We start from the raw sequence: 4411 nt of genomic DNA, 5'->3' as shown, positions 1-4411 counted from the left end.
TTAAATTCAATGGTGAGAGATGGTGTCTATTGGGATCCAAAAATGAATTAAATATTAGTGTTTGACACCATAGTCACTTGTTATGTGAATTTTTTCACGCGCCCAAGAGAGGCAAATTTTTACGATGTTGATAGGTTAAAGCTAACTCTAAACAGGACTTGATTGCTATTTCTGGTAACGCTTTCGATAAGGACAGAACTATTGCTCTGTTTCCCTGAAACTCCAGTTCTTCACCATACAACTCTCGAAATGTATCGACTAACTTAGTTTGGCAATTAAAGAAAAGGTAATAATTGTTAGGAGATTTCAGCTTCCAGTCCATTCTTAGCGGGCTGCCTGTTTTTACACTATAGCTAGGTTCACCCCACTTTAGAGTTTCATCGACTTCACCCAGCTCCAAATCAGATGCGATTTGAAAGACTAGATTTCGTAGCTCCTCTAGCCTAATACGAGCATTTTCCGGATATTCATCGAAGCGTTTTTTGACTACCTTGTCCACTGGAATCTCCTATTCACATAACGCCGCATTAAGGTGTGAGCAGCGCTTGGCTATACTTGAGCGAAGCGAAAGCGCCAAACGTTGCGAATCACTCTTAAATGCTTTGTTATGATTGTGGCTGGGGAATCGTATATTCATAGAAAACCACACAACTGCCCTTAGCGGGTTGCGCTATGAACCCCAGCTTCATAAGTAATTTCGCTGAAGCAACATTAGATTGGTCAACACCGCCTATGAGTTTAAGCCAAGATTCGGATTTATCGACTTCATGTATGAAACCTTGAAGCAATTCACTAGCTAACCCTCGTCCCCAGTATTCTTCGGCAAGCAAATAACCAATATGGGCACAGTCGTCATTTTCTACATAGGCGAACAAGAAACCTATTAGTTCGTTATCCTCGACTTTTACTTGAAGTAAGCGGCTCTCCAACAACATCCGCTCAAGCCAGATTCGGGCTTGTTTACCAGAACCTATCTCGTGGAAATATGGAGGAAGATTTTCTACAACTGCTGGCGTGAGGATTTGAGGAATTCGTTCTAGCAAATATGAGTGTTTAGACAAATCAAACTCTTCAGTAATTTCAACCACTTTCAGCCTCTGACTTTCAAATGATATTGCCATACAACCTCCCCATTTCGATAAAAATCATAACGCTAAGCTAAGTAGTGAGCAACGCAATACGAAGCCACCGCATAACACCTTAAACACATAAATCAACGCATACTAAAAATGCCACACGTTGCGAGTCTGCCTTAAGCGCTTTGTTAGTTTGCCACCGCGATGAAGCCAAAGGCTTAGCGCCAAGGTGCTGAATTAGCTGTAAAACTAATGGCTTTAAACGCAAAAGTAAAACGGACAGCTCAGAATTTAAACCCAACCAACAAAACGCACTTGGCTAAGAAGACTTTCGTAGATGCCGACAACCACAAATACCATCTTTCAATGTTCCCGCTTAACGTTCAAAACCAAAGAAGCAGCGTGCAAGAATATTGAGAAATGAACCTTACTAACACGGAAGAAATGAATAACACGAAAGCCAATTAACCGAAAAACTGGCTACGCGAGATGCCTATTTCGATGGAGAGTCTTTGGGAAATAACAGGTGTATAGCGAGAACGCAGAACAAGGCTTTTAGACCACAAACGCTTTTCTGCCCTTTGCAAACTAACGCCTTACTAATGGGCGCATAAATGCTTGGCTAAAATTAGCGACGAAGGAGCGCAAGCCAAGCGTTTTGCGTCCTTTTAAGTAACTTGTTATAGCTCCCTTTCCCCGTTTTCTTTGTCTTTGGGTTCACCATTCTCATCTTCTTCCTTTAATTGCTCTTGCCTTATTCTTTCGAGCTTTTTAATCTCCTGAGGAGGAATAGGAAAGACAGACAATATTGGAAAAACTGCCAAAAATATAAATGCCCCTCTTGGCATTCTTTTACTCCACACAACTAGCCGATACATCCCTCGAATTATTAGAACGGTAAATAATATTAATGCAAAGTAAAAACCAAGTTCTACAAGAATAGATGAATTATAAAAGTCCATTTAACAAACCTCCCCGTTATAAAATATATGGGGAGGCTTTCACTGACATTCAAGTAGCTATAACGCCAAGCTAAGCGGAAAATTATAGTTGGCTAAAATGCGCGAGGTACGAGCCGCAGCCAACTGTAAATTTTCCGTTTGAGCGCCTTGTTATGTGTTTTTACTGATTTATATAATTTAAAACCCAGTTTGGTTGTTTGGTTAATTTAGTTTCAACTGCGGTATTCCGATCTATTTCTACTATGGTTTGATAACCATTCCACTTAAATTTATCTGCATCAAAAGTTGAATATTCAACTTGTTCTTTAAATACAGTTGGATTGTAATGGTCAAGATATTCACAATACAGAACACCGTCATTAGATAAAACAAATAATTTTGGCCAAGTTTTATGACTTTCCTTGGCGTAGAAAAAACGATATTTACTCATTTAATACTCCGTAATTAATTTGTACTTATTTTCCAGTACCCACTACATTCTCGATAATAAGTCCTATGAACATCTTTCCAAGTTACCTCTGTTTTTGCAAGAATAGACTTCATATCTCGTTCAGCTTTATCTAAAATTTTATAAACGTCTGAACTTGTATAATCATGGAAATACTTTAAGTGCTCTTCCCAATCTTTTCTTTTTCCGTCGGAGGCTAATGTATGTGCGCCATATGTAAAAGCTATACAACGAATAGCCTGCTCTGTCGGTACGCTTTTCACAGAAGCTCTTCGTGTTTCCTCTTTCTTATCATTTAATTCACTTTTATCAAATTGACTTGCTTTGATCTCCCCTAGAACGGGAAATTTATTGGGAACCTCCGCACTGGCATTTGTCATAATTAATAAAGTAGATATTATGCTCAATGTTCTTTTCATTGTAACTCCTTTAGGTGGACTTGATGCATCGGTAAGCGATAAATACATAACGCTTTACTAAGCGGCGAAAAATAGCTGGCTAAAATTGCGAGGAACGAAGCTAGCCAGCTGTTTAGCGTCCGTTTGAGTAACTTGTTATGTGCTAAAACTGGTAACCTACTTGAAAGAACCCTCCATAACTATCTTCGAAATCTGCAGTAGTAGCGTGAACTGAAACACCAAAAGTTGTACCTGACTTATTTATACCATTCATAAAATAGGTATAACTTACACCTGCGCCATAAATGTCACTGTCATGTTCGTAATACTCTACACCCTCTGTAGTTGATGTGTAGCTAGCGTATGACTCATTACCAACAATGCTTACATAAACACCAAAACCATGTTTATTAGAGTTAGCACCAAATAAATCTGTTTTTATCCAACCAGCACCAAATCCGCATGTAGAACCATTACGAGAACTATATTCAACACAACCTGCGGATATGTATTTCAAATCATTTTCAGATACAAATGACAAATTGGTTCCAATACCGCTATACATAGCGCCCAAACCTAGACCAATAGAATAATCCTTATCTTGCTTGTTTTCTTCTGCGAAACAATTGAGAGAGATTAGTGGTAGAAGTAAAGCTAATTTTTTCAAGGTATATCCTTATATTTTGGTAATAACTACAAATGCCAAACTAGCATTTGCACATAACGCTTTGCTAAGCGGCTAAAAATAGTTTGGCTACAATAACGAACGAAGTGAGGGAAGCCAACTGTTTTTTGTCCGTTTAAGCAACTTGTTAGTTGCCTTGGATTAATTTTAGTGCTAACATTTGTGAGCACAACACTAATTAAGGTAACTTATTATGGACACTCGCATTCAATTTAGAGTTGATGAAGAAACGAAACGTTTGGCGCAACAAATGGCCGAAAGCCAAGGCCGTACTCTTAGCGACGCATGCCGAGAACTTACAGAAGGTTTAGCAGAAGAACAGAGAAAAACTATAAGCCATGATGCATGGTTATCGGAACAAATAAATGCAGCATTTGACAAGTTTGATAACGGAAAAGCTAATTTTATTGTACATGATGAAGCAAAAACATTAATGGAAGCAAGAAAACAAAAAATCCGTAATAGAGACAAATCATGATCTTTTGGGAAGAAGAATCACTAAATGATCGTGAAAAAATATTTGAATTTCTTTTTGATTTTAATCCAAGTGCAGCAGAAAAAACTGATCAAACTATTGAAGCTAAAGTTGAAAAATTAATAGAACACCCACTAATGGGTGTTAAAAGAGACATTTTTCGTGGAAGAGTGTTAATCATTCCTGAAATATCAATGATTGTTTCTTATTGGGTTGATGGTGATACGATTAGAATAATGCGAGTTTTACACCAAAAGCAGAATTTCCCACCAGAATAAAGGCAACTAACGCCGTTTTAAGCGGCTAATTGCAGTTGGCTAAAATAAGTGAGGCACGAACAAAAAGCCAACTGTAATTTGTCCGACTT

General features: G+C 38.1%; 8 protein-coding genes. 2 read left to right on the top strand and 6 right to left on the bottom strand.

Features of this window, described 5'->3' with window-relative positions:
• Nucleotides 1-94 precede the first annotated feature (94 nt).
• The 6 genes from IE155_RS17790 to IE155_RS17765 all read right to left on the bottom strand — a co-directional run bounded on the left by IE155_RS17790 (nt 95) and on the right by IE155_RS17765 (nt 3551).
• Nucleotides 95-499, bottom strand: coding sequence for a DUF1801 domain-containing protein (locus IE155_RS17790; protein WP_025767309.1), 405 nt, complete (start codon nt 497-499; stop codon nt 95-97).
• A 106-nt stretch (nt 500-605) separates the two neighbouring features.
• A complete protein-coding gene (locus tag IE155_RS17785; RefSeq protein ID WP_189379680.1) occupies nt 606-1121 on the bottom strand; it encodes a GNAT family N-acetyltransferase in 516 nt (171 codons plus the stop codon).
• Nucleotides 1122-1756: 635 nt separating this feature from the next.
• A complete protein-coding gene (locus IE155_RS17780) occupies nt 1757-2038 on the bottom strand; it encodes a hypothetical protein (RefSeq protein ID WP_189379678.1) in 282 nt (93 codons plus the stop codon).
• Between the two features lie 160 nt (nt 2039-2198).
• Nucleotides 2199-2468, bottom strand: coding sequence for a hypothetical protein (locus IE155_RS17775; protein WP_189379677.1), 270 nt, complete (start codon nt 2466-2468; stop codon nt 2199-2201).
• A 14-nt stretch (nt 2469-2482) separates the two neighbouring features.
• The gene (locus tag IE155_RS17770) at nt 2483-2905 is read right to left on the bottom strand and encodes a hypothetical protein (protein WP_189379675.1); all 423 of its coding nucleotides are present in this window, start codon (nt 2903-2905) and stop codon (nt 2483-2485) included.
• 142 nt (nt 2906-3047) lie between these two features.
• On the bottom strand, nt 3048-3551 hold the full coding sequence (locus IE155_RS17765) for a hypothetical protein (RefSeq protein WP_189379674.1): 504 nt from the start codon (nt 3549-3551) through the stop codon (nt 3048-3050).
• A gap of 211 nt (nt 3552-3762) precedes the next feature.
• Between IE155_RS17765 and IE155_RS17760 the strand changes: the two genes are divergently transcribed.
• Nucleotides 3763-4047 (top strand): type II toxin-antitoxin system TacA family antitoxin, encoded by a 285-nt coding sequence (locus tag IE155_RS17760; protein WP_189379672.1) that lies wholly within the window; start codon nt 3763-3765, stop codon nt 4045-4047.
• The gene (locus IE155_RS17755; protein WP_189379670.1) at nt 4044-4322 is read left to right on the top strand and encodes a type II toxin-antitoxin system RelE/ParE family toxin; all 279 of its coding nucleotides are present in this window, start codon (nt 4044-4046) and stop codon (nt 4320-4322) included. The genes IE155_RS17760 and IE155_RS17755 overlap by 4 nt, the downstream gene beginning before the upstream one ends.
• The last annotated feature ends 89 nt before the right edge of the window (nt 4323-4411 follow it).

The sequence above is a fragment of the Thalassotalea profundi genome (assembly GCF_014653195.1).
GTDB classification, from domain to species: domain Bacteria; phylum Pseudomonadota; class Gammaproteobacteria; order Enterobacterales; family Alteromonadaceae; genus Thalassotalea_B; species Thalassotalea_B profundi.
Note: the sequence above shows the minus strand (reverse complement) of the source record. Positions and strands in the feature narration are given on the sequence as shown.